The organism is Bacteroides intestinalis DSM 17393, assembly GCF_000172175.1.
Lineage (GTDB): Bacteria > Bacteroidota > Bacteroidia > Bacteroidales > Bacteroidaceae > Bacteroides > Bacteroides intestinalis.
In genome coordinates this window covers 1,803,926-1,827,657 of the sequence record NZ_ABJL02000008.1, presented here as the reverse complement: position 1 = coordinate 1,827,657, position 23,732 = coordinate 1,803,926, and the positions used below count along the sequence as shown (strand labels likewise).

At 42.5% G+C, this 23,732-nt stretch carries 14 protein-coding genes and 1 pseudogene; 4 read left to right on the top strand and 11 right to left on the bottom strand.

Features of this window, described 5'->3' with window-relative positions; genetic code table 11:
* Nucleotides 1–107 precede the first annotated feature (107 nt).
* The 3 genes and pseudogenes from BACINT_RS16725 to BACINT_RS24625 all read right to left on the bottom strand — a co-directional run bounded on the left by BACINT_RS16725 (nt 108) and on the right by BACINT_RS24625 (nt 5,068).
* Nucleotides 108–1,550 carry a redoxin family protein gene (locus tag BACINT_RS16725; RefSeq protein ID WP_007665165.1) on the bottom strand — a complete coding sequence of 481 codons (1,443 nt, stop codon included), beginning with the start codon at nt 1,548–1,550 and terminating at the stop codon, nt 108–110.
* 93 nt (nt 1,551–1,643) lie between these two features.
* Nucleotides 1,644–2,447 (bottom strand): annotated as a pseudogene (locus BACINT_RS16720) (glycosyl hydrolase family 28 protein); the annotation flags it as partial.
* A gap of 275 nt (nt 2,448–2,722) precedes the next feature.
* A complete protein-coding gene (locus BACINT_RS24625) occupies nt 2,723–5,068 on the bottom strand; it encodes an alpha-L-arabinofuranosidase C-terminal domain-containing protein (protein ID WP_044155081.1) in 2,346 nt (781 codons plus the stop codon).
* 525 nt (nt 5,069–5,593) lie between these two features.
* On the opposite strand from BACINT_RS24625, the gene BACINT_RS23380 reads away from it, so the two are divergent.
* Both BACINT_RS23380 and BACINT_RS16705 read left to right on the top strand, forming a co-directional pair.
* A complete protein-coding gene (locus tag BACINT_RS23380) occupies nt 5,594–5,839 on the top strand; it encodes a GNAT family N-acetyltransferase (RefSeq protein ID WP_007665160.1) in 246 nt (81 codons plus the stop codon).
* 155 nt (nt 5,840–5,994) lie between these two features.
* Nucleotides 5,995–6,930: a hypothetical protein gene (locus BACINT_RS16705; RefSeq protein ID WP_007665159.1), complete on the top strand. Its 936-nt coding sequence runs from the start codon at nt 5,995–5,997 to the stop codon at nt 6,928–6,930.
* Nucleotides 6,931–7,111: 181 nt separating this feature from the next.
* Here the strand turns inward: BACINT_RS16705 and BACINT_RS16700 are convergent, their stop codons facing one another.
* On the bottom strand, nt 7,112–9,205 hold the full coding sequence (locus BACINT_RS16700; protein WP_007665158.1) for a BT4734/BF3469 family protein: 2,094 nt from the start codon (nt 9,203–9,205) through the stop codon (nt 7,112–7,114).
* 445 nt (nt 9,206–9,650) lie between these two features.
* Between BACINT_RS16700 and BACINT_RS16695 the strand changes: the two genes are divergently transcribed.
* On the top strand, nt 9,651–10,274 hold the full coding sequence (locus BACINT_RS16695) for an HU family DNA-binding protein (protein ID WP_007665156.1): 624 nt from the start codon (nt 9,651–9,653) through the stop codon (nt 10,272–10,274).
* 542 nt (nt 10,275–10,816) lie between these two features.
* A complete protein-coding gene (locus BACINT_RS16690; protein ID WP_007665152.1) occupies nt 10,817–11,152 on the top strand; it encodes a Spy/CpxP family protein refolding chaperone in 336 nt (111 codons plus the stop codon).
* A gap of 147 nt (nt 11,153–11,299) precedes the next feature.
* On the opposite strand, the gene BACINT_RS16685 is transcribed toward BACINT_RS16690, so the two are convergent.
* The 7 genes from BACINT_RS16685 to BACINT_RS16655 all read right to left on the bottom strand — a co-directional run bounded on the left by BACINT_RS16685 (nt 11,300) and on the right by BACINT_RS16655 (nt 23,681).
* Nucleotides 11,300–12,730: a glycosyl hydrolase family 28 protein gene (locus tag BACINT_RS16685; protein ID WP_007665149.1), complete on the bottom strand. Its 1,431-nt coding sequence runs from the start codon at nt 12,728–12,730 to the stop codon at nt 11,300–11,302.
* Between the two features lie 152 nt (nt 12,731–12,882).
* Nucleotides 12,883–13,269, bottom strand: a complete 387-nt coding sequence (locus BACINT_RS16680; protein ID WP_007665144.1) for a hypothetical protein — start codon at nt 13,267–13,269, stop codon at nt 12,883–12,885.
* A gap of 48 nt (nt 13,270–13,317) precedes the next feature.
* The gene (locus BACINT_RS16675) at nt 13,318–15,321 is read right to left on the bottom strand and encodes a RagB/SusD family nutrient uptake outer membrane protein (RefSeq protein ID WP_007665143.1); all 2,004 of its coding nucleotides are present in this window, start codon (nt 15,319–15,321) and stop codon (nt 13,318–13,320) included.
* A gap of 23 nt (nt 15,322–15,344) precedes the next feature.
* Entirely contained in the window at nt 15,345–18,707 is a 3,363-nt protein-coding gene (locus BACINT_RS16670) for a SusC/RagA family TonB-linked outer membrane protein (protein ID WP_007665140.1), read from the bottom strand.
* 38 nt (nt 18,708–18,745) lie between these two features.
* Nucleotides 18,746–19,981: a DUF4959 domain-containing protein gene (locus BACINT_RS16665; protein WP_007665132.1), complete on the bottom strand. Its 1,236-nt coding sequence runs from the start codon at nt 19,979–19,981 to the stop codon at nt 18,746–18,748.
* Between the two features lie 39 nt (nt 19,982–20,020).
* Nucleotides 20,021–20,536, bottom strand: a complete 516-nt coding sequence (locus BACINT_RS16660) for a sigma-70 family RNA polymerase sigma factor (protein ID WP_007665129.1) — start codon at nt 20,534–20,536, stop codon at nt 20,021–20,023.
* 358 nt (nt 20,537–20,894) lie between these two features.
* Nucleotides 20,895–23,681: a two-component regulator propeller domain-containing protein gene (locus BACINT_RS16655; RefSeq protein WP_007665128.1), complete on the bottom strand. Its 2,787-nt coding sequence runs from the start codon at nt 23,679–23,681 to the stop codon at nt 20,895–20,897.
* Nucleotides 23,682–23,732: the final 51 nt, after the last annotated feature.

Here is a 23,732-nt window from a genome sequence, read left to right as displayed (position 1 = left end):
TCTTTGTTTTTATATAATTAATACGAACGAAGAATAGAGTTTACTCAAAGATAAGGGAACCTGTTTTTGCTGTATTTCGATGAGTCTTAGCATTCGTTAATAATCGTTCATTTAGAGGCTTCTTTCAGTTGTTCCATCAGCTTATCCATATTTTCCGGGCTGGCTGCCGATGGGAATTGCAGCGTTCCTTCTTTATTGACAATGGCATAATGCGGGATTGACAGTATGCCGTTCCGCCCGAACTTCTCATAAATTTCCATTTTGAAAGCCTCGTTGATGATGACATGCTCTCCTTTTAAGTTATAGTGCCCTGTCATCTTTTTCCAGAGTTCAGCTTTCTGGGGAGTATCGATGGAAACATACAATAACACGATATCATTTTCAGCAGCATATTTCTGCAAAGGTTTGATGTGTGCAAACGAAGCACGGCAAGGACCGCACCAGGTAGCCCATACGTCGATGAAGATCACTTTACCCGGGTATAAGTCAGTAATTTCCTTAAAGGTGCGTACACTGTCCGTATTCAATATATGAATGTCTTTCGGAAGTTCGGTTTCATTGAACGCTTTGTTCTTCTGTATCGCTGTTTCTAATTTCGGCATTAGCACGCTTTGGGGATATAATGTCTTGAATTCCTCATACAATGAAGGAATACCGGTTGCAAAATACTCACGGCTTTCGTCTTCCAGAATGAGAAGTCCCATTGCAGCCTCCTGTACCCGGCCTTGCAGATTTGTTTTATACCAATAGAATAACAGCTGATTGCGTTCATTGTCATCATTCGTGCGCCTTTCATGTTGCATGAAAATATCTATGCCTGCCATATTCGATATGACATCTGCAAATGCAGGAGAGAACACGCTTTCAGCCTGACCGACGTTTGCAAAATCCAACATCTGGGCGTAAGCGTCGTCCCATTCCTTCTTGACCGTTTCGGAACCTCTCCGGTAGTTACCGAAATATTGATTCATATATGCCATCAAAGCCTGTAAGCGTATATCCTGTATGGCTCTCTGCCTGAACTGATCGTCCACCCCTGCCACTTCTTTTTCTAATGTAGTGGCGTAGTCTGTCAGCTTCTGATATACGGATGAGGCAACCGTATCCTTACCGACGTTAAAGATATCTCCCCGGCGTGCACGCAGATTAAATACGTTTTCATTCAGATCAGCCAACTTCTTGAGGATTTCATTTTCTTTCGTCAAACCGTCAACCGGGTTTAGTTCATTAAATTTGGAAGCATCGATATCAAGCGTCTGTTTTCCCGGAGCAAGATAGATACTACCTAAGTTTCGCTCACCATATAGAAAAAGAGACAGCTTTTCGTTACCGTTTACAGGTAAGGTAATCTGATACGTACTGTCTGCATTTAAACGTAAAGTATCAATCTTGTTCGGTAAGTAAATGCCATCAGTAGTGATGTTATATACAATGGGAGCGCCGGATGTATTCGTTACTTTGCCTTCTAAAGTAATGCTCTTCTGGGTACATCCGCTCAAGAGCATAGTGGTTACTATGCCGCCAAGGCATAAAGTTTTGATAAATTTCATTATTTGTTTTTCATTTGGTTCATAATCTGAGACGCTAAAATAGTGATAAGGTTACACCGGGACAATTATTTCCTGCTATTTCTCCGTGATTGTTCATTTTATCCTAATCCCTTTTATAAAATCATTGGTTACTACTCTTTTCAGGTCTTTCATCCGTTCTCCATTGATTACTACATTTTCAAATGTCACGTTTTTACGGTTCGTTCTTTGTCCAGTCCTTCGATGACAGAGGGATTTTCGCCGATTCCCGTATAAGTGATGTTGCGGAAGGTTATTCCGTCGATGCTGTTACCCGGTACTTTGTCGTACTTCCCGTTGAAACGCACTTTCACCTAGAACAGTCGTCCTTTCTGAATGCTTTCTACCCGGATGTTCTCAAACAGAATGTTGCGAACGTGGTTCTTGTCACCGCAGTCTATCGCCATGCAACCTTGGTAGGGAGGGGCGTCTTCATCGTGTTCCAGAATATCTATGTTACGGAAAATCAGGTTCTCAATCACCTCTCCCGTAGGAGAGTCCGGGTCGCCATGACCACCTACGTTGATAGGATGCGCTACATCTGCCCAAAGTATGGAGTTCTGCACAGTGATGTCGCCCGAGCCGCCCCACCAGTTCCAGCGGTGGTTATAAAGGGCTATGCAGTCATCCGAGTTACGCATAAAGAAGTACATTGCGGCAACACATCAGATCGATACCATCACTCCAACCCTTGCAACTGAAAGATTTCAGGTTCCTGATTGTTATGCCTGTAGCTCCACCGCCGAAAACGGTGTAATGGTCAGGATTAACTACCGTGATACTGTCTATCAATACATTCCGGAAATCTGTAATCTCGATACCGCGGATGGGGTGATCTAATATTCCCTGCCCGATGATGCGGACGCGAACTATGTAATCGTCATTGTGTGGCATGCCCGGGCGCAGGCTTGCGGGGAAGGTGACTAATTGGGCATGTGTTACACTCGTTGCAGCAAATAATAATGCTACGGCTATTTTCAATATCTGTTTCATAAATCTTTGATTTTCTGACTTTATATCATACGAATGAAAAGCGAAGTCTACTCAATCCTTCCTTAGTATCTGTTGTGAGAATGATAGTTATCAGGAAAACAACAACGGTTACCCTATACATAGAATAACCGTTGTCTGTTCCATCACAAGCAAGTCGAAACCTACTTCTTCAGTGTAATAACCGTATACGAATATTTAGGGAATACATACTTGGCATTCTTGCGGGCAATAGAAGCCTTTGAAGACTTAAACACTACATTGTCCTTATTCTCATACGTATTATACTCCGTCAGTTCACAATTACCGATGGTCTGCACCTCTGCGCGGCTACCGAAACGGAAGTTCTCAATATTCAGGATTGCTGCCTGAGGTTGGTCGGACATATTGGCTACATAGATGGTCATTTCCGTCTTTGCATCATTTATCTTAGCTGTTACGTCCAGGCTTTGGTCGCTGCTCGATGATTGTACCACATTTGGTTTCCAGGTCTTCATCATCATCTCATCGATGTGAGCGGAAGGTTGGAACCATATAGCATCGGGCGTGTAATGAATGCGTCCCTGATCCCACATATATTGTAGTCCGTGTGGTTGGAAGGTATTTGCGGTACCCAGCATCTGGAAGCAATCTCCGTAACGTTGCAGGGTATTCCAGTTGTGCGCATGTGCCAATCCGCGATCCCAGTCACAACGGCTGCCGTTCTCTTCCATCGGATGCAGGTTTAGCTTGAAACCGGGATAATCCTTAGCCAGTTCCCGTTGCAGGTTGATACCCATTTCATTCAGGAAGGCATCTCCTCTGTCGGCAAACTCGCGAGCTCCCGAGTAGTGAGGGTCCCAAGCCAGCTTGTCGCCTTTACCTTGAGCAACGAACCATCCTGCCAATTCGGAAGAAAGCTCGTATTGTCTACCCAGGTTCTCTTCCTGCTGACGAATCTGTTGTTGTATCCGGCGTATTTCTCTCTCTTTACCTGAAGGTGCCTGTTCGAGTTCAGTCAATTGTGTACGTAGGCGTGCAATCTCCTGCTTCTGCTGCTCCGTGCCACCTCGCTTATATCCATTGCCTCCAATATTCAGCGAAGTCATAATCGACATATTGGGATCAGCTTCCCACGCAGCCTTTGCAAACTTCTTCATGCACTCTACATACCCTCTGGAGATGCCACGTTCATTATCTACCTGAATATATTTAAGACTATAGGGCTGAGGGTGTCCGTCTGCTGCACGCAAGGCTCCCCACTTCGAGCTTATCGGTCCGTTGACATACTCTACGAAGTCGCGGATATCCTCGTAACTCTCGTTCATGCTCATACCGATGATGGCTGTTGCATTAATGACTTCGGCTGCCTGAAGCATCTCAATGAACCCAAAGCTATGGGTAGCATAAGGATTAAAACCACTACGGAAGGTAATCCGGCGTTCGTCTATCGGTCCACGCATCAGTTTCCAACGATAGAGATAGGTGTCCGCACCAACGTCTACCATAGAGCCATTATAGCGGAAGGCGGTGATGCCTTGCTTCTTCAGTGCATCAGTGAATTTAGTTTGAATAGGCCATCCACCTTCAATGCGTCCCCATGTGCCCGGTTGCAAGAAGGCAAATCCGAGGTCAACGGTGCCGGGAGCTTTGAGTGAGATGCCGAAGCTGCCATTAATAGTAGCCCCGTTCGGTGTCAGTTCATAAACAACCTTTTCATAAGAACCGTCACCTTTCAATTGATAAGGCTTTTCAGCTAGGATATTGTTGTTCTCATCACGAAGGGATACATAGATGGTAGTCGGTTTATCAGCTTTTATCCGCAGGATGCCATCATAAGACTTCCCGTTTTCGAACATAATCCCCGAGCGATAAAGGCCATGATTGGTAATACCGACCTCACCGTTTCCGGCGGCGAAAGAGATGCGTTGTGTCTGGCGTCCCATATAAGCCTTTCCGTCACGTATCAATTCGTATTTATATTGAGGATTTCCGGAAGTCAGCTTCGACCAGTATTTTGAAACCTGTTCGTTGCCATTGATCCGTGTCATCATAATCTTCTGAATGTTTTCGGGAAGAGAATCATAGACCAGAAAACGACCGGGGAACATCCATCCCGAAAGATTCTCAGGTGCGCCATATCTTCCGGCAGAATAAATGTCATTAGAGTTGAAATCATATTTCTCACCAAGATTATTCCAGTTGATCCTACTGTACACATTAGATTGATTCAAGAGATGCGGAATACGTCTTTCATCCAGCACGACGTAGATTTTAGAATAGTCTTTCCGCTCGAGGTTTAGGAAATCCACATCAATGTTTTCTTCAAAAGCTTCCCCATGAATCAGCTGGCTGAACATTCCTCCATTAGTCTGATTGTTGAGGTCTTCGATATTAGTACCGTTAAAACGTTTGGTAACGGTTGCGATCTGCTTTCCTGCATTGATGTCAATGCGAATAGGAGTCTCTGGTTGGGCAGATAAATTGCCTGCTGCCAACAAGGCCATTAAAGCGATAAATGTGTGTCTCATATGGTATAATTATTAGTGGGATAAAGTCAATCCTCAGTGTATCAAATAGATTTCGCCTCTAAATATACGATTATTGTTTGAAATACACTCAATAAATTGGTGGAATTGTTTGTTAATCTTCGCAATTGAAGTCAGATTTAGTATTACTTGCTTTGGATTTGGTCCCCAAAAATCATTTTTTCCTTTGGCTCTGGTTTAAAAAATACTTGTTTTTGTTTTGAACTTTTTTGTTGTATTCGTACTGATTATTAATGGCTTAGCGATGTTTCTTATTTGTTTCTGAATATATAAGGATTTTTTTCTATTCTTGGAAAAGAGGCATGAAAAGCGTCTCTTTCCTTTGGATAAGTGGCGTAATTATTGTAGTTTTGTTTCTACAACTTCATAGATAATCCTGAAGCCGTAGAAGTCTTTAGAGGTGCAAGGGGGGTGCGGATATACACCCTATTATTATAACAATAAGAAGCGAGGTGAATTAGAGTTTGTCGTCATAAATAGGCATAGTGAGAAAATAAATGTATTGATATGGTAGAATTACGTAAAATTGAACATGTGTCACCTCATATAATATGTGAATTAGCAAATAGCTATAAAGATGTTTTAGGTATCTATGCTGAAAATGAGTTTGTCGGTTGTTGTAGTTTAATCCCTCAAAGTGATGTTTATAGAATTGATGCAGAAATAGGATACTGGATTGGCGAACAATATTGGAGAAATGGATATGCAACAGAAGCTGTTAAACAATTAGTTGCTATAGCTTTTAATCAATGAGGCATCAATAGAGTATATATAAATATTTTTGAATATAATGTCGCATCAATGAGGGTATTAGAGAAAATTGGATTTGAGAAAGAGGCAATTATTAAATTGTCCGTCATAAAAGAAGGACGAATATTTAATGAATACATATATAGCATTATGAATATATGAAAGATGAAGCAATAAAACATATAATTAGCAGGTGTAATCTAAATGAAATAGTTGATATACTGTCCGATAAATTGAGTGGTTCAGAGTTAAACTCTTTGCTATTAGAGGTGTTTGACAGGCGTATCACAAAAGAAACACCATCTTCCTTATTGAGTAAATACAGTAAAAACAAATTGGCTAAACCTGCACAATTAGATTTTCTGGAATTTAAAGAGGAAGAATTGGAATGCTGTAAAATAATTGCGAATAATAACTATGAATTAATTGAGTTATCCCCTGTTGCTCAATTAGGTACAAGCAGTGTAATGGCAACAGTAAATCAAAAAAAAGTTCTTACAGCACTAAGAAACACGGAAGTTCAGTCCGACCCGACAAATGCAATAGCTTTGCATTATGCTTCATTAAAGAAAAGTAATGAACTGTCTGAGAAAACATATAATTTTGGTAATGTATCAAGAGTTATAAGAACTCAGGTTTTCTCAAACCCCAATTTTACGCCTCATTTTCCTCTTTTGTGCCTAATCTCGTGCGGTATGGATACGGGTAGTTTTGAATTTGAAAGAACTGAATTACATAAACATTTAGCCATAACACAGAAGGTCTGCAAAGAAGTCTTTGGGTTTGAAAATATATTCTTTGAAATTATACCCTGCAAAGGATATGATGAAAAAAGTCAATTGGTATCAGATACATTATTTTATATTAAAAATAGCGGTTTGGATATTCGTATTGCCAAATCAGATTCACATAATAATTATTACTACGGCATTAGAATTAAAGCTAAGATTATTATTGATGGGGTAGAACATGAAATAGGTGATGGAGGATTACTTAACTGGACTCAAAACTTATTGGCAAATAAAAAAGAACGTATGCTCACAATGGGGATAGGGATACAATTGTTGCACTTATTTAAGAAACAAAAATGCTGAAATCTAAAATCATATACGAAAGCGAAATACGAACATGTTAAAGTTATATACACCTATAAAGATACTTATCAATAATTATTAGGGGTGTAGTGGACAACTGGAAGTTTTTTTTTCAATAATAGGTTTGCATAGTTTGTCAGCACTTCAGCACAACTCCATTTAATCTATTGAAAATAAATTATTATAACTTTTCTACCCGGTATACAATGCCTTTGCAAGTTCGTTTATATTCCAGATTATTCTTCCGCAATATCCTTCCGAAGTGATTTACATTGCTTGCTGTCAGCTTTATATCCCTGTTCTTGCTCCGTAGATGTTCCAGTATTTGCATGGGAGATAAGTATTCGCCTTCTTCTCCCTCTTCCGGTGAACGAAAGTAACAGTGGAATAACTGCTCAACCGGGCTCATTTGCTCGAATTCCCGGTTTGTTTCGCGCAAAATAGCCTCATCGGCATCATCAAACCAATAACGTTCGCCCTTTACGATGGCTTCCATCGCCTGTGCATAGAGTTGGCGGTAGTTGATGGTTACGTTGGTATCGATCGGTGCAGTCACTTCTATGCAGATGAAACGGCGGCTACCGCTCGGATCGGTCAGCAAGTCTTTCTGATTGCTTGTCCCGATGAACGAGGCATAGCGCCGCATTTCCTGTATACTGCTGCCATACGGTTTGCGCAGGTTGGCAACAGGCTTTTGCAATAAATGCTTCAGAAAACCCTGTTGATTGATACTGACCTGGTCGAATTCATCGATGTTGATCAGCATAAAGCGTCCCAGGTATAGTTCTGCATCCCGTTTGCTCTTGAAGTCCAGGCTGTCGGTGTAACCGAAACGGAGTTCGGGTGGAAGGATGATGCGGCAATAGGTCGATTTCCGAAAACCCTGCGCACCCACCAATAGGGGAGATGTACTGTTGGAATGCAACTTATCGAGCCCCCTCCAATGCGCCACCATATTCAGGAACCAGCGGTAGAAAAGTTCCCTCCAATGAGGATTGTTGCAGGGCACAAGGTCGGCCAGCGCGCGGACACGGTCTTTTCCGTCCCAACGGCCCAGGTTGCAGAGATAGTCTTCCACCGGATTATAAAGCGGTACGCGATTGGAGGATAAATACCTGTTTACATCCCTGTCCCACACACGGATGCCTTCTTGCAGGGCATCCATGGCTATGCTGTTTTTTACGCGTTGGTCTACGGGTTTGAAATAAAAATGAATGGAGTCCCGTTGCCGGTATTCCAGGTCGTTCGTCAAAGCGTTGAAGCGGAATTCGTACCTGCGTTCCATAAATTCATTTAGTCGGAAAGCAGTATCTTGTTCCGGTGTCAGCGATTTTCTTTTGCCAAATCCTTTGCATTCCTGATAGAGGTTGTGGACAGTTGTCCGCACGGTTGGTTCGTCCGCCTGCTTGAAATAATGTATCATGACTTGGCGTACAGTCTCTTCCTCCGGTATGCCTGCCTTGAAACAGTGTTCTGCCAGGCACACCAGCAGTTGCTGCAAGTCGTCGCCCCGTTTCCATTCTTCCATTTCATTCAGTGCTTTGCTGAGGGTTGTTTCAAACAATAATGTGAAGGTCTGCGAGGTTTCGTAACCCGGTTTCAGTCTTGACAATGGGTTCTTTTCCGTCAGTTGGCGTTGCCGGAAAGTTTCTTCGCCGGGCATACCGAAGGGCTGCTCAAGGCAGAAAGGAATGGCTTGCCGGTTGAAGTAGGGATATGCATCAAGCGTCATGCGGCAGCTTTGCGTCATAGAAGGCTCTCGCAGCGTGATGGGAAACGGCAATATGGGCTGGTAGCATTGCACGGCCATGCGGTAGGCATGTGCGTGAAAAGACTCTATGTTTTCTTCTTTCACCGGCAAATTTCCGTCCGGCAGGGCGAATTTCACCCAGATTTTCACACTCCGTCCACTGCTTCCGGCAAAAGCCGCCCAAGTTTGCGGTAACAAAGCCGCCTGCCGTTTCACCAGTTCCACTTCGGACAATCCGGCCAAATGGTTTACTTCCAACATCACTACGCCGTTGTAGTGTTTCAGTTTTCGCCCGTTGTCTCTGCTTCTTCCGAATTCCACGGAGGGATAAATGCGCGGCAACTTGTCGATGTGTTCATAGTATCCTCCGCTGTCAGGATTCGTGTAAAGGAGCATGGAGCGCAATCTTGTGACGTGTTCCTCTTTGGTTTCTGTTTTTATCCGGTCTATCCATGCGTCAGCTTCGCAGGTGCTGAGGGTTTCTTTTCCACTCTCCCGGTCTTCTCTGATAAGAGTTATTTTCATCCGTATATGTGTTTTGAAATAATTGAGCAATAAGGGTTATTCCTTAGCGACCGCAAGGTACGCATAATATGCGCTGAAAGCAAATTATAAATGCCTTTTATGATTCTATTTATCCTTAAAGACTGTCGTCCTAAATGCATGAGAAAAATTAACGAATACTTAAGGGAAAACTTGCTTTTGCCCTATTGATTTCGTATCTTTGCTTACTCTAAAACTTCGTCCTGCAATTGCGGGCCCGACGGTTTCGATATGGGAACCGGACAGCCTGCAACTGCCCACCGGACAGCCCGCAATTGCAGGACGAAGTTTTGGAATAAGTATAAGAACATTTATCCTAAGCCAAAAGCACAAAAACGACAGACTATCTGCACATTTCTCTGCCTTGTTTTGGCTTTCAATCACTTAAGAAGAACAGTATTAACCCTTTAAACAGAAACAAAAAACAATGGCAGCACAGTATGACTTCCAAAGAAGACCTAACCCGAAGGGTGACGGCGAATTACAACCCTTGTATCCCCGCATCGTGAACAAGGGTACGATTGACACAGAGCGTTTGGTTAGTGACATTTCCCGAATGTCCAGTTTCAGCCCCGGTGATATTCATGGTTTGTTGGCGGCGATAGAGGATCGGGTTTCATATTATTTATCCGAAGGACACCACGTTCAGCTGGGCGACATGGGATATTTTTCGGCAGGCCTGCAAGGCCGTCCGGTGATGGACCCGAAAGAAATCCATGCGCAGACTATCTTCTTCAGTAAAGTACACTTTCGTGTATCGCCCGATTTCCGCAAACGGTGTGCCGGTTTTGTGGAGCGCGCCAAGTATGGTTTTCGTAAAAGTGCGGAACTTAGCGGTGCCGAACGTTACCGTCGTTTACTGGTGTTTTTGGAGACGCATCCATTCATCACTCGCAAAGATTACAGCAGTGTTACGGGACTTTTGAAAAATAAAGCACTGAATGACCTCAATTTGCTTGTGGAAAAGGGATATTTGAGCACAATTGGGCAAGGTTCGCATAAAGTATATGTACGTGCTGAACCACAGGAGGTTAAATCGGGAAATCCGTAAATATATCGAAAAAAACAGTGCTGATAAACAGTTTGTCAGCACTGGTCGCAACGGTTGCCAGCATAAGGCAACCGTTTGTTTTATTGTATATTAGCTGTCTTAGTGCTGGAGTGCTGACAACTATCGAAAAACTTTCATTGTGTAGAAATCCGGCATTAAGATTGAATCGTGCTCTATCGGGCACGTTTCCAATATAAAAGTGTCTTTTCCGATAATGATGAGATCGGATATCTGTCCGGTTGCTTGGGCTGAAAGGAGGCAACAGAAGACAGGAGGTGGAGGAGGAAAAGCTTTCGTGTCATAGTAGAAAAAGTTATATCTGCAAAAATAATTGTTTTTGTGTATAAGAAGGGATTTTTATATAAGAAATTTGTTTTCATCCCCTTGACTTGGGGAGAGAATAGTTTCTGTTTCATCTATAAAAACTTCCTCTTAGTCGATTTTCTTGCTGGCGGGATTAAACTGTTTCATGTGAGAAGAGTCATAGATACATATTGGTGAATTCAATGAAAATATAACTCACTTTTAAATGCATTAGAATTATGAAGAAGCAAATTTTAGGTTTGGCCGTTGTTCTGTTTATGGGCTCGGCAGTATGTATGGCTCAGGATAACAGAGGTGGACGTCCTGACATGTCAAAGCGTATTGAACAGATGGTGACGGATCTGGGACTGAATGAAACTCAGGCTAAAGAATTTAAGGCGGTAATGGAGGAAATGAGACCAAACAGAAATGCTTCGGGCGAAAGACCTTCACGCGAAGAAATGGAGAAAAAACGTAATGAGGCAGATGCGAAACTCAAAAAGATTCTGACGGACGAACAGTATAAAAAGTATCAGAGCATGAGACCTCAGAGAGGACAGAGAAGAGGGAAATAAGAAACTGCTTTGCAATGATAAATTAGTTGATGAGGGGAGAGGGGTAAGGCAGGGTATCTGTCATGCTGAGCGTAGTCGAAGCATCTCTTCCCTTTTTGCATGAAGAAAAGATGCTTCGACTACGCTCAGCATGATAGAATGATAGCATTATTTCCGGAATGTAACCTCTTCTGTATGTTCGCCTACAAAGATGCGTGCCATATCTCCGGTCTTATACCATTTGGGTTTATCGGGCATGTCATCATAAATCACTTCACCGTTTATTTGCAAGTTTTCAAAACGAATGTTTTTCACTTTCCGTTCTTTGTCATAACCGATAATCATGGAAACTTCTGCATTCTCTCCCGTGTAGGAGATGTCCTTGAACAATACATTCTCAATGCCTCTGCCCGGTGCTTTGCAATATTTCTCATTGTAGAAGATGCGCAAATTGACTAACTGTCCTTGTCTGAAATCTTCTATCCGGATATTCTCGAAACGCACATTGCGGATCAGATTATTATCGCCTGCATTGATGGCGAGGCAGCCTTGATAATCCAATTGCTTCTCTTTATGGTCCAGAATGTCGATATTGATATAATTCAGGTTTTCCAGAATTTCAGGGTTTTCAACGTCTCCGTGAATACCGATAAAGATGGGGTGCGCTACATCCGCCCAAAGGGTAGAGTTTTGCATGGTGATATTTTTGCAACCGCCGGTAAATCCCAGACGAGTTCCGTAGACGGTGGTGCAATCGTCGGAGTTACGGCAAAATACGCCGTCGAACAATACATTGTTACTGGCAAATACATTCATGCCGTCGCCCCAACCGTAAGAACTGATGGATTTTACATTGCGTATCGTTATGCTGTCCGATCCTCCTGTGGGGCATTGGGTAGTGATAACTCCTTCTACTAATACATTTTTGGAATTGACGATACGTAGCCCTGCCCAGCGTTCGGGAATAACGATACCTCTTCCCAGAATCTTCACATTCTGAGCATTTACCACCTGGATGCATCCTTTTACGAGAGCTCCTCCCGCTATATAAACCGTCTTTCCGGACGGAACATTCAGTGTGTCTCCGGGAAAAGTGTGTATGCCCGGACCGAAGTAAATCAGATTCTTATCCTTCAGTTTTTTGGGTTTCTTCTCATCTATCGGATTGGCAAAAAGATGAAGATTATGGAAAATATCTCCGTTTACTTCTACCGACAAGTTACGCGGACGGTCCAGCTTGAAAGTCATGGTGTTGCCGTCTATGTAAGGAGTTATTCCGTAAGATAGCGGGCGGACGCGACCTGTCCGGACAGTTCCATGATTGAAGGTTACCGATACCTCCACTTCGCCCGAGAAGTCGAAATAACTCATGGAGGCTTTTTTCACATTATGCTTGGTATTCTGCACTTCATCTACTTTGACCATGTAAGTATCTACAGGTCTCCAATCTTTTCCGGCTTCCCTCACCTGGACGGTGAAGTCGCTCATCAATTCTGCCCCTTCCGGTGCAGGGTAGGTAACTAACTGGTTCTGTGAATTGGCACTGTGAGTAACGCCTAATATTGTACCTACAATTAATAGTATACTTTTTAATTTCATTTTATGATATTATATATATGTGACTTATATAATACGAGTAATGGAAGATATTTACTCAAAAAAAGAAGTCCGCAATTCATTGCTTTGGTAACAAACTGCGGACTCTTGAAACTTTGCAATTCTACCACGCTTTATATTTCTGCAAAGAACAATTATTCATCTTTCTTTGCAGAAATATTATTCAGCAGTATCAGGTAGCATTTCTTATTGGTTGTTGCACCTGCAGGACGGTAATCCGTTTTCATGCCTGTACCGCCAAAAACGACATCTGTTACATTCCCTAAGGCTTTTACTTTGTCCTGATCTACCTTGCGGTCTACCATGAAGATGCAGGTTTCATAATTAAGCGTATCGGCTTTTACATATTCATCCAATACATACATGCCGGATGCATCGTCTAAAGAAACGCGTGCTGTACGGTTGCTGACTGTTACAAAATCCTGAGGACTAACATTGGGATTACCCACTTCATCATCGTCGCAAGATGCCAGAAACGGCAACATAAGCATTAATGCCAGAATATATTTTAAAATTTTCATAAAGCTATTCTTTTTAATAAATATACTATTCAAGTTTAATTCACACTATCACCACCCCGGGTTCTGCTTCAGATTTGTATTCAGACGCATCTGATCCAGAGGAAGAGGGGTTAGATAATCACGCTGTATAAAGTTCAAAGTAGTCGGGTCATTGGCTATTGAACGACCATAATCAGGGTCATTTTTACCGGTTCCTTCGTAAATACCATATCTCAAAGGATATTTCTCGGGATAGTAGCAAGGCTCACCGAAATATTGAGCGCTATTAGCTTTTTCTGTTTCGTAAGCGGTGCCTAATACATAATGTCCCAGTTTCTGACCAACCAGATTGATATGCGCAATACCCCAACGCTTCAAGTCGTCCATACGATGACCTTCACCGAAGAGTTCGCAAGCACGTTCGCGGCGGATCTCGTCCAACATATTCATCTTTTTGCAGACTGTCTTATTCTGTTCGTAATCCCAATAGCCTGCATCCCATACATTGGCAATCAAGGCATTGGTCAACGGTGCTACACGGGCACGGGCGCGATTCTTGTTGATAGAGAAATCCAAATCTTCATCGGAAATATTTCCTCCGTTCAGTTCGCAAGTAGCTTCGGCATAGATGCAATGTACTTCGGCCAGACGGAGATTGGGGTAGTCGGCAGACTCTGTATTACTTGGACGGTTGGCACCTTCGATTAAATATTTACGGCTGCCATAGCCGCTGGCGGTACTGTTATTGCGAAGAGTCGGCTTAAAAACACCGCAAGAACTACTGTAAGCAGGATCCCCCGGATTATAAACTTCATCATTTTGGGGAAAGACCGGATCCGGATAAGGTTTTCCGGTAGCGGTTAATTGACGCCCGTCTTCTACACGACTACTCCAGAAAGTGCGGTCGGGTATATAGGTGCAGCTTATAAAACGGTAATCACGATTGCGGTATTCTCCAACAAAGGTTTTGTAACCTTCAAACTGCGGATTGTTTTGCGCGTTTGCCATGTTACCGGTATAGCAGATGCGGATAGGCAAACCGTTACGGCATAAGAAGGATTCGCCAAACTGCTGGCTGATGGACGTTGCCAAACCAACAATGACAGTATGCGATATGTTCTTATTGGGCTTAGCAATGTTGAAATCGTACTTTCTATAAATGATGAATTCCTTGTTGGTGGCTTTTCCTTTGCCCTTAAAGTTAGGAATATTACCTTCTGCATCATCAATATTGAAGAGGTAGTAGTAACTCAACGAATCGCATTCATTCCAGAGCTTAAAAGTTCCGGTTTCAGCTTCGGTAATGACGTCTTTGGACATTGTTTTCGCCAATGTCAACAGTTCTGTTACCGAAGGGTAACCTTCCGGTTTTGCAGTACCGGCTCCCGAATTTGTGCCATCGCCATCCAAGTCATACCCTATGCTTGGAACATATTTCTCCCATGTTCCTTCATAAAGAGCTACTCGTGCCAGGAAAGATTGGGCGGCTTCTTTACTTATCTTGCCTTTATCGGCATCCGGAATATCTTTTTCTTTCGTAAGCAGCTTTACTGCTTCCTTTAAGTCGTTGATAATAAAATTGGCAACTTCATAGCGACTGTTGCGTGGAGCCTGCAATGTGGGATCGGTCAAATCCAATGAATGGTCTGCAATAGGTACTCCGCCGTAAGTTTTTAAAAGTTTGAAATACTGCCAGGCGCGGAAGAAGTGGGCGGTTCCTACAGCGTGGGATATTGCATTCTTATCTCCCGCATATTCTTCAGCCTTTTCCAGCAGGATGTTGCAATCGCGGATTTGCCCATAAGGGCCACCCCAGCTACCGCTACTTTCGGGAGCAGTACCACCACCGTTGCTTCCCAGACCGGAAATATCAAGATTGCGGTCCATTGCATTGTAGTCCCATCCATACAGATCGTACAAGTAGTAGGCAGCCTGTTCAAAATGCTCGGGAGTTTTGAAGACAATCGCCTCCGTGCCTTGTGACAAAGGTTCTTTATTAAGAAAGTCACTGCAAGCCGACAAAGAAAAAGTCAATGCCGATGCTATAAATATTCTGTTTATTATACTTTTCATTTCTTTCGTATTTAAAGGTTAATTTAGAATGTTACGTCTACGCCAAATGAAAGCAAACGGCTGAATGGGAAAGAGTTATTGGTTTCTTCGCCAAACTCAGGATCGTATCCGTCTTTCACCTTGGTCCATTCCCACAAATCGTCTCCTGAGAAATAGAGCCTCACTTTGTTCAGTCCGGCCTTTGCCGTCCATTGTTTTGGAAGTGTATAACCTACTACCAACGATTTCAGACGGATGTATCTGTTCTTCTGCAAGCTGACGTCTTTATATTGATAATTCCAAGCGTTGAAATTTTGATCACGTGAGGCAATGGTATATTCAGCACCCGTATTCTCCGGTGTCCACGTTTTACCCATATAGGTCTTGTTTTGCATCACATAGTTTGTTCTCCAAAGGTACGGTATCTGGCCCTGACGTAAAACTACCTGATTTCCCACTCCTTGGAAGAAGGCACTGACATCAATTCCTTTCCATTCCAATCCGGCTTTGATGGTGAACGTAAGATGCGGGTCTCTGTCGCCGGCATAATAGATATCATCCTTTGTAATGACACCGTCACCATCCAAATCGACTACCTTACGAGCGCCCGGACGAAGGCGGCCGGTACCTGAGTCAGCCGGAGCAGGAATGATGTTACCTGCCTTTGGTGCGGTGTGGTCTGCATTCCAATAATACATTTCATAATATGCATCTACTTCTTCCTGGGTTTGGAAAATACCGTCTGTCTGGAAGACGTAGACCGGCGAAAGCGATTTGCCTACCAGATAGTAATTCTTAGCGTTGCCATTCCAATTTTCAATACGGTCACCGCGACCCAAATTTCCCGGGAATGGGACGTTGGTCATATCCGTAAATTGCAATACCTTTGATTTGTAATCTGCCAGAGAGAAACCTAAATTGTACTTTACACCACCAATTTGATCTCTCCAGTTCACTGTTGCTTCCCAACCTTTCGTCCGGAATTTACCATCGTTACTTTTCGGTGCACCGGCTCCCAAGATAGAAGGATAGGTAACTCCAATAAACATACCTGTATTGGTCTTCACAAAGTAATCGAATGAGCCGTTCAGTCTATGGTCCAGAAAAGCGATATCTATACCGGCATTGTGGCTCTCAATCGTTTCCCAGCTACGCTCGCCCGAACGCATACCATCCAGCTTGAATGAAGTATGGGAAGAAGGACTGACTCCCAGTACAGTACCTCCGGTTTTAATCAGTGCATAGGATTCATAGTTACCGATACCGTTTACACTACCCATCTTACCATAGTTGTAGCGCAACTTCAAATTACTTAACCAAGTAAAACTTTTCATGAAATCCTCATTAGAGATAATCCAACCACCGGAAACCGAATAGAAATTTTTCCAACGTTGTTCTTTTACCAATTTGGACGAACCGTCACGACGCCCCAAAAATTCTACCAGATATTTGCCGGCATAGTCATAATTCAAACGGGTAAGATAAGATACAAAGCCCCATGAATATTGTCCGCCATAAGCCTCATTGTTAGTACCGCTAATCCAGACATCCAGGTCAACCAAGTCGGAACCGGGATAAAGAGGCCCCATGCTGCGTTTCGCTCCGATCTGCTTATAGGTTTCTTGCTCAGCAGTCATACCCAACATAGCTTTTACATGGTGAACATTCATAAACATACGGTCATAATTAGCAAATGCTCCTAAAGTAACATTCTCCCATTTCTTGTTTTGTTCTTTTAGCGAACCGGGGCCTTGCTTGTTTCCGGTTTCTGTTCCTGCCCAGTCATAATATTGTACTTTGTTTATCTGCTCCGTATAGTCTTCACGAACCATTTTATAGGCGCCGGTAGCCGAAAGGTCGAATCCTTTTACCCACTTATTTAAATCGAGCGTCACTTTCCCTGTGGCACGGAAAGTAGTAAGTGAAGTTGTGTTTTGACCGCCTTGCAGCAAGCCTCCGTATGGATTACGGTTTCCACTGAAAGTATCATAGGCATCACCATTTTCATTCAAAAGGGCCCAGAACCAAGGATCAAAATATCCTCCACCCACATCTGTGCTGGGTGTTCTTTTGTCTTTTTTCTCATAAGACATGCCGGTTTCAAATTTCAAGATATCAATAGGCTGATAGTCTGCATTCAAGCGGGCTCCATATTTCCTTTCACCGTCTTCGGCTACTTTCAGTTGTGAATTGGCATCACTGTAGCTCAAAGAAGCTCTATATGCAAATTTTTCATCAGCTCCTGAGATACTGACTGAGTGTTTCTGTGATGTTGCCTGTCCATAAAATGCATCTAACATGTAGTTTGAAGGCATCCAACTTTCAATCTTATTCCCATTCTGTGCAAAGATGGATCTTCCTGCCCGCAAAGCATTGAACAGTTTGTCACCTTTATACATCATAGGAGCACCGGTATCCGGATCAATATCCTTGTAGTTCGGTGCCCATTTACCTTTACTATTTTTTGCTACTGATTGTCCACCAAAACTATTGAATATCCACCAATTTAAATTCTGATAAATTTCCCGTGGGTCCGTCAGCTTCGGATTACTGGCAGCCGTATCATAGTATTGTGCCTCAAAGAACATGTCCAGCCACTCCTGATTGTTTGTAAGAGGTGCCTGAATACCATCAATGGTACGGCTGATTGTGCCGCTGTAAGATACTTGAGCCTTACCTTTCCTACCGCGTTTGGTAGTCACCAAGATGACACCCGATGCTGAACGTGCGCCATAAATTGCAGCCGAAGCATCTTTCAGAACAGAAATATTTTCAATATCGTTACCATCCATAGAGTTCAACTCACTCAGTGAACCGGCAACCCCATCAATTATAATTAGCGGATCATTGCCATTCATGGAAACATCACCACGAATCTTAATCGCTGCTCCTTCGCTACCCGGGCGGGTAGAACTGCGTGTTACTACCAATCCCGGAACCTCGCCTTGTAAAGCCAGAGTAGTATTGGCAATACCTCTGTTCTTGAACACGTCATCACCCTTAACTTGGGAAATGGCACTGGTCAAGGAAGCCTTTTTGGCCACACCATAACCGGTTACCACAACTTCGCTCAGCAGTTCGGAGTCTTCCACTAGCTTTACGTTGAAGTTCGTCTTGTCACCGATGGGGAGTTCAACTGTTTTATAACCGATGTAAGAGATAACCAATGTGCCTTTTGCATTATTCAGGACGAAATTACCGTCTATATCCGTAATCACACCGTTAGTTGTACCTTTCACCATGACATTAGCGCCTATAACCGGTTCTCCGTTGTTGTCAACAACCTTACCTCGAATGGTTCGGGCTTGTTGCACTTCCTGAGCCACTTCCGTTGCAGCATTTGCGTTATATGCAGGATAGATTACCGTCAGGCATAAAGCCGCTGCGAATATTATTCTTTTTCTCATGATATAAACTATTTGCTTAAATTATAGTATTAGATTTTTTATTCAGCGCCATAAACATTCAGGTCTGCAAGCATTGCCTGGCCTCCTGTACCTTTATGTTCTGTTCCGAAGTAGACTTTGATATATCTGGCTCTCGGGGTCGTTGATAAACCGAAGGATTGCGGAGCATTATTGTTGGGATCGAAAGCAAATGAACCATGATCTATCCAACTCCAACTATTCGGATTGCCGGGATCTGCTGCACCGGCTTCGGTACAAGTGTAAATCTTCTGTCCTTTTTGGCCTCTGGCATCACCTTGGCGACGGGTCAGTTCAACGCTTGCTACAGTGATTTCCTTACCCATATCAAGGATGAACCAATGTGGATAACTTGTAGAAGGAGTTTTCCAAGAAGCATGCCAGTAAGTTTTCAGGCTGCTATCTATCATAGAAGTTACACGGCCATTTTTCAAACCGTCCTGGTTTCCTTCGCCTATAGCTTCTTGCGAGCTGTAACCTATAGTGCCGTCACTGGAATTTTCATTATATCCCGGGAAAGTCCAGTTGCTGCGGTCTATCTTCATAGCTGGGATGGGAGTAGCTTTTAGTGCTTTAGGCTCCGAAGCGTTTTCATATTCGTCTTCAGCACTGACATTAACGATGCATTCGCCTGCGAGAAATTCGTTGTTGGCATCGGTAAGCATCACAAGTTGAGGTCCTTTGGATTTAGCGGGAGCTTGAAATTTAGCTGAACCTGCTTTGTTTGGGTCACTTGCTGCATGAAAATCTAATGCTATTACAACCGTCGTGTTGTAGTTATTTTCATAATCTACAAGCACTCCACCCAGTACCGGTGCAAGAGTGACGGTCTTGACAACTTCCAGAAACGCGGGGGAGTCCGGTGCTTGTGAGACATCAACGGCTCCGGAGTTATTCCCTCTTACAGAGCAGGCAAACAATGAAAAAGACTGGACATCAGTGTTTGCAAAACCTTTGATTGTGGCCGTTGAACCTCTTTCTTTGGAAATCAATTCATATTTCTTTTCACCTTTTGCATTCGTGTACTCAATCTTTGTGTACATGAAACTGGAACTGGCAGGGTTGGTCCAACTTAACGTAACTTCACCCGGCCCCGCTTTAGTCGTTACATTGGTAACCTTTTCCGGTGCCGCATCATTAACTGAAATTCTGCCTTCTTCTTCTCCGCAGGAGCTGATTATGGCAGATAGAGAACACAAAATCACCGTAGAGAGAAGAACTCTCTTTAACGGGAACTTTAGCAAATCTTTCTTCATAAACTATAAATTTAAAATTAACACTATTATTTAATCTAATTAGATGCATTGTTTGATGAACTCCCGTATCTCTTTACGGCTGGCGAACAAATGGTTCTCAACCGTACGATGGGAGATATTCAGACTCATGGAAATTTCTGAGACGGATTTATCTTGAAAGCGATTCAGTACATAGACTTTTCTGCGTTGGTCGGAAAGCATTTGTAGTTTACGCTTTTCTAAGGATAGTAAATCCTTTGCAATAATCTGACTTTCGGTTTCATTCGTGTAGGTTACTGCATGCTCATACATATAAGAGGTTATTTCCTGTTTCTTATAGTGGCGGCGTAAGTAGTCGTTCACCAGGTTGCGGGCTATGGTGTGAATGAAATATTTCACGGTGTCCGGACGAAGCATTTTCTTGTAGTCCATCAGACGCAGAAATACGTCTTGAGATAAATCTTCGGCTTCCTCTTTACTATTTATTCTATAATAGATATAGAGATAAACAGAGCGATGATAACTCGCGTAAGAGTCAGCTACTAATTGAGTGGATGTCATCGTTGGGTTTTCCATGTTTCAGACTTTGATTACGTTTTACATTAGCGTTACGATTGCAAATATAAAAGGTAAAAAATGGAAAACATTTCCTTAGAGTGCTTAACAAATCTCACTTCATTAAGTTGGACTAAAAATAAATTAAGTCACTAATAAATAGCAACTTAATAATTTGAGACTCATAGTATCAACTAATAATTTGAGACTCTTTGAAGAGTATTAACTGAAAACTTTCACATTATTATTCTATTATCAAACTTTTAATGATTCTTTTTCTATATTCCTTCCATTTACTGTAATAAAAACCGCAATAATCTTTCAATATACAGTAAGATTATTGCGGAAAATAATAGAATATGCTTTAATACTATATAGATTACTCGTTATTCTTTCCGATGTTCCGGATATATTCATTGGGAGTGATACCGGTAGCTTTCTTGAAGTAGCGGAAGAAAGAGGCGCGTGAACTGAAACCGCAAAGTTCGGCAAGCGCTCCCAGCGTATATTTGGAATACTCATCTTCATTGATAAGACGTTTGAATTCTTCAATGCGGTAATCATTGATATAATCGTAATAATTACGATTCAAATGTTGATTGAATAGATAAGATAGGGTATGGGCCGATCTGCCGAGCATAGTTGCCAGGTCAGCTATTTTCAAATCGGGGTTGGTGTAGGGCTTATCACGGTGCATCAGGGCCTCTAGTTTCTCTGTCAGGTGCTGACATTCCTCTACACTTATCTTGTTGGTTTTGTATTTTACTTCAGCTGTCTTTTCTTGCTTCTCAGCTTCCTGTATTCCTTCCGATAACTGAGGTTGAATGACTTTGATTTGCTTCGTTTTTCTCTTTCGCTGATAATATATGTAGCCGATAAAAGCTAAAGCTATGGAAACGGCAATAATGCTCCATGTTTCTACAGGATAGGCAATGTGGACGGCTGTACATACTTCAGAATCAGTGTTCCCGATATAACGTAACTTGAAGAGATAGTTTCCGGATGACAAATCATAATAAGTAATATCGGACTTTCCGGTCAATATCTGCCAGTCCTCATCTTCACCTTCCAATTTATATTCATAAGTCATATAAGCCGGTTCGGTATAGGTAAAGCCGGAGAAATGAAAAGTCAGGTTGTTTTGGGAAGATTCAAGTTGTATTTCAGGAACTTTTCCACTTTCAATAACAGGATGAAGCGATTTCTTTCCGTTGACGTAAATATCTGTAATAGTCAGCGGATAAGTGTATCTTTTCATCTGATTATTTTCCTTGAAATTCATATAAATCAGACCTTTGGAATTTCCCATCCATATATTTCCCTGCTGGTCCTGTATGGGAGGGCACAATGTGAAAATAGAACTGGGAATACCATCTATGAAATTATAGGGAATAAAAGTTTCTTTCTTGTCGTAGCGGTAGAGTCCGTTATTGGTTCCTATCCAGAGCCATTTTTCGTCATCTTCCAATATAAACATACCATCTTTTCCTTCCAGTTGTGTATCAGGTTGCAACCTTCTGAAACGGCTCATGGAGAGATCGGATATACACATACTGCCTTTGTCCGGCAGGAAATAAAGATTATGGTCGGAGTCTTCATATACAACTCTGATCTTTTCTTTATGAATAAAGTTTTCCGGGAAGATGTCGGTTTTTAGACTTTCGGAAGAGGGGTCCCAGATACACATGCCATTTTCCGTACAAATCCATCCTTTATGGGTGGAGTCGAAATAGATTTCATAAACATTCCCTTCAGGTAGTTTGGAGTTGGCACTGGTGTAGTGCTTGATTCTTTTTCCATCCTTATAGCAATAGAGCCCCATTGAGGTACCTATCCACAATTGGTCTTTGGCATCCGCTTTTATACTGAAAATCTGTCCCCGCATGAAAGGTTGTGGTTCATTGGGTTCGAAGTCGTGGATAGTAAGATCAGCAGGATTGAATATGTACATGCCGCCGCCGTATGTTCCGATATAGTATTTATCCTGAAATTTGTAGATACAGAAGATCATACTGGAACGCAATTCGGGAGATTTAAAGTTTTTGAAACGCCGTTGCTCTTCGTTTATGTAGAATAAACCGTCGCGGGAGCCGACTAACTTTTCATGTTCAGTGATTGCGATACTACGGACGGGCATATCTTTGGAGTCAAAATACGGGAGATAACTGTAAGTAGAGAAAAGTCCGCTCTGGTATAAGCTGTAGTCTAGTCCCAGCTGATAGAAGCCTATCCAGATGAGGCCGTCACGATCTACCAAAAGTGAGTACACGGAGTTGGAACGGATACTTTCTTCTTTTCCCGGTTCATGGCGGAAAGAGCGTAGAAGTTTCATTTGTTGGGTCGAAATGAAATGAACCCCGTTTCCATCGGTACCCACATACAACATATCTTTACCATCACTGGATAAGGAAGATATCACATTACAGCCTACGTCGACAAAATGCTTAAACTTATGCGTCTGTATGTCGAAACAGATGATGCCTTGCCCCATTGTACCCAGGTAAATTACGTTGCCAATGCGGGTGATGTTATTGTAAGAGCAAAAATGTTTGTCCTCTACTATATTATGATACGGAGTAATTTTCTTGTCAGCCAATGTTAGGGAATAAAGTCCGTCGTTGGTGGATATCCAGAGAAGACCTTCTTCACCCAGAGTGAGTCCGGTGATGACATTAGAGACCGAAAGGACATTGGGGTCTATAAGTATCTGGTCCAGATTCCCGTTTTTATAGATAAACAGACCAGCTTCGCTACCTATATATAAAGTACCTTTCCCATCAGGTAGAAGTGTGCGGACACCGTAGTGTAATGTTTCGGCGGCAATCGGTTCGAGAATATCTTTTTCGGTATTCACCCGCCAAAGTCCCATGCCGTTTCCCATCCATATCTGGTTGCCTTCCATTTCGGCAATGGCATTGACTCGCTTGATCTTTTCATTTGCTCCCGAAATCAAAAAATGTTTCAGGCGTGTGCCGTCAAAACGCTCCAGAGAATTGCCGGTACCTATCCAAACATAACCAATGGAATCTTTATAAAGTGCATTCACTACTAAGTCGGAAAGCCCTTCGGTGACGGACAATCCCCGGAATACAGAGGGGAGGGAATAGCCCGGCAAGAAGCTAAACAGTAGGAATAATAGGATGATATATTTTGATATGTTTTTCACAATATATTATATTTCGTTTCTATGTATTATGTTTCTGCAAGCAAATATAAG

Bases quoted from the DNA above. Each gene is read 5' to 3' on its own strand.
- BACINT_RS24625 (WP_044155081.1), bottom strand. From the start codon at position 5,068: ATGAGACACACATTTATCGCTTTAATGGCCTTGTTGGCAGCAGGCAAT.
- BACINT_RS16700 (WP_007665158.1), bottom strand. From the start codon at position 9,205: ATGAAAATAACTCTTATCAGAGAAGACCGGGAGAGTGGAAAAGAAACC.
- BACINT_RS23380 (WP_007665160.1), top strand. From the start codon at position 5,594: ATGGTAGAATTACGTAAAATTGAACATGTGTCACCTCATATAATATGT.
- BACINT_RS16670 (WP_007665140.1), bottom strand. From the start codon at position 18,707: ATGAGAAAAAGAATAATATTCGCAGCGGCTTTATGCCTGACGGTAATC.
- BACINT_RS16695 (WP_007665156.1), top strand. From the start codon at position 9,651: ATGGCAGCACAGTATGACTTCCAAAGAAGACCTAACCCGAAGGGTGAC.
- BACINT_RS16675 (WP_007665143.1), bottom strand. From the start codon at position 15,321: ATGAAAAGTATAATAAACAGAATATTTATAGCATCGGCATTGACTTTT.
- BACINT_RS16690 (WP_007665152.1), top strand. From the start codon at position 10,817: ATGAAGAAGCAAATTTTAGGTTTGGCCGTTGTTCTGTTTATGGGCTCG.
- BACINT_RS16725 (WP_007665165.1), bottom strand. From the start codon at position 1,550: ATGAAATTTATCAAAACTTTATGCCTTGGCGGCATAGTAACCACTATG.
- BACINT_RS16665 (WP_007665132.1), bottom strand. From the start codon at position 19,981: ATGAAGAAAGATTTGCTAAAGTTCCCGTTAAAGAGAGTTCTTCTCTCT.
- BACINT_RS16660 (WP_007665129.1), bottom strand. From the start codon at position 20,536: ATGGAAAACCCAACGATGACATCCACTCAATTAGTAGCTGACTCTTAC.
- BACINT_RS16680 (WP_007665144.1), bottom strand. From the start codon at position 13,269: ATGAAAATTTTAAAATATATTCTGGCATTAATGCTTATGTTGCCGTTT.
- BACINT_RS16685 (WP_007665149.1), bottom strand. From the start codon at position 12,730: ATGAAATTAAAAAGTATACTATTAATTGTAGGTACAATATTAGGCGTT.
- BACINT_RS16705 (WP_007665159.1), top strand. From the start codon at position 5,995: ATGAAAGATGAAGCAATAAAACATATAATTAGCAGGTGTAATCTAAAT.